Raw genomic sequence first — 2182 nt, forward strand, 5'->3', positions numbered from 1 at the left:
TATGCCAGCCCTAATATCAAGCGCTTGTTTGGGAGCTCTGCCAATTTCGGCAACATGGTCCAGCAAGGCTATCCGATGGTTTGGGACAACGCAGAAGTTCGTTTTCTCGATCTGCGCGATGTACGCGGGAACCTGTGGCAAAAAGTGACGGTACGCGATTCCCAAGGCGGGCTGCATGTTCTGGATTACCAGATGGTTGAAACTGCCGAAGGCTGGCAGATTAACGGTGTGCAATTGCTGCCCGCACCAAGCGTCGGGGCCTAGTCATCGTGCCCCCGTTGCGCTGCCTACCGTCACGGTCCACTTAGAATAACTTCATTCCAACCAGCTAGCCCTCTGCCAAGCGGTCTGCGGCATTACGCCCAGACCTTTTGCGCAAAAACCAAGAGGGTCAATTGATGAATAAAGCAATTACAGACGGGATCGTATTCGATCCGCTGCCATTTTCCGCGGGCCTTGCACTTTGGTCCAGTGGCGACGGCACACCCGGTTCGCCAAGTTATGCAATTAGCGGGTCGGGTGTGTTCGTCGCCGCCGATCAGGACTTTTCGGGCTGTCTTGAAATCCTGAAAACCGACCCGACGACCAAGCTGCGCTTTATGGGTGAAACACCAATTCTGGCTGGTTGCTATCTACAAGTCACAGCACGTGTCAAAGCCGTTGCAGGTCCATTGCCGGCTGTTGCAATCGCAGGCTGGGCAGGGGCCGCAGGCGGTATTCCGGCGTTCGGCCTTCCGCAATCTGGTCCCGCGGTTCAATTAGCGACTTATGGCACTGTGGTCGAGATTAAGGCGATCATCGCAACTGCGGACCGTGCCGGCGTCGATCTTCCGTGGTCAGGCGCGCAATATGGTCACATCGGTCTTGACCTGACTGGGCCAAGTGGCGGTCTGGTGCGCATCGACGACATAAAAATCGAAGACGTGTCATCCGTCTTTACGCGCGATTTGGTCGGCCTTGTCGATGTCCGCGACTATGGCGCCAAGGGCGACGGTGTGACCGATGATAGTGCCGCCTTTAACGCTGCTGACAGCGCCGCTGATGGTCAAACAGTGATGGTACCTGCAGGTGATTATTTGTTGGAAAACAATGTCACAATGCAAAGCCCGGTCCGGTTTGAAGGGCGTATCATTCAATCAGCAAGTTACCGGTTCATCCTGCAACGTGACTACGACTACAACGCCTATCTGGCTGCATTCCAAGACGAAGAGACAGCGTTCAAAAAGGCCTATCAAGCGTTGATCAATTTCTCTGATCATGATTCGCTGGACCTTTGCGGGCGGCGGGTCCAATTGCGCGAACCTGTTGATATGCAGGCCGCAGACCCGACGCGGACCCGTTTTGAAACGCGCCGTGTGATCCGCAACGGGCAGTTCGAGCCTGCGGATGGTGCCGCTTGGGATACGGTCGTTGTGACATCGCAAGCGACCTATTCGGTCTCTGATGACAACCGTCTGACGAATGTGGTTGATGCCGCCAGCATTGCCGTCGGATCATTGGTAGAAGGCAACGGTGTCGGCCGCGAGATTTACGTTAGCGCGGTCAACGTCGGCGCGCAAACAATTGAACTAAGCCGCCCGTTGTTCGATGCAGAAGGCACGCAGGTTTTCACCTTTACCCGCTTTCAATACATGCTTGATTTTTCCGGCTATGAAAAACTGAGCCAGTTCATTCTGGACGACATCGAATTTCAGGGTCGCGGCGTTGCCAGCGGGATTATGATGGCGCCGGACGGTTTCACATTCCACGTCCGCGACTGCTTTGTGAACAAACCCAAGGACCGTGGGATAACATCGCCCGGCGTGGGCTGTCAGGGCATGATGATTGACCGCTGTCAGTTAATCTCTGACGAACAAGCGGTGCCTGTCGCGGCCCGCGTCAGCATCGGCTTTAACGCCAATGCCAATGACGTAAAAATCCGCAGCAACCGAACGAGCAAGTTCAAGCATTTTTGTGTCTTGGCGGGTTCGGGCAACTTGATCACAGGCAACCATTGGTTCCACGGTGATGATGAAATCAACGGGGTGCGCAAAGGTGGCATCATCATCACCCAGCCCAATCCTAAAACTATTTTCACGGGCAATTACTGCGACAACAACTTTATCGAATGGACCAATGAACATTCAAGCGAACCGGCTTTCGGGGCCCAGTTTTCCTTTGGTGGCCTGACGATCACGGGCAA

General features: G+C 54.6%; 2 protein-coding genes. Both read left to right on the forward strand.

Features of this window, described 5'->3' with window-relative positions; all coding sequences use genetic code 11:
- Positions 1 to 264, forward strand: a 264-nt coding sequence (locus QZ197_RS13260) for a DUF4864 domain-containing protein (protein ID WP_296432530.1), incomplete at its 5' end; no start/stop codon positions are given.
- A gap of 134 nt (positions 265 to 398) precedes the next feature.
- On the forward strand, positions 399 to 2182 hold a 1784-nt coding region (locus QZ197_RS13265), incomplete at its 3' end, for a glycosyl hydrolase family 28-related protein (RefSeq protein WP_296432531.1).

Source organism: Yoonia sp., from assembly GCF_017854415.1.
Taxonomy (GTDB): domain Bacteria; phylum Pseudomonadota; class Alphaproteobacteria; order Rhodobacterales; family Rhodobacteraceae; genus Yoonia.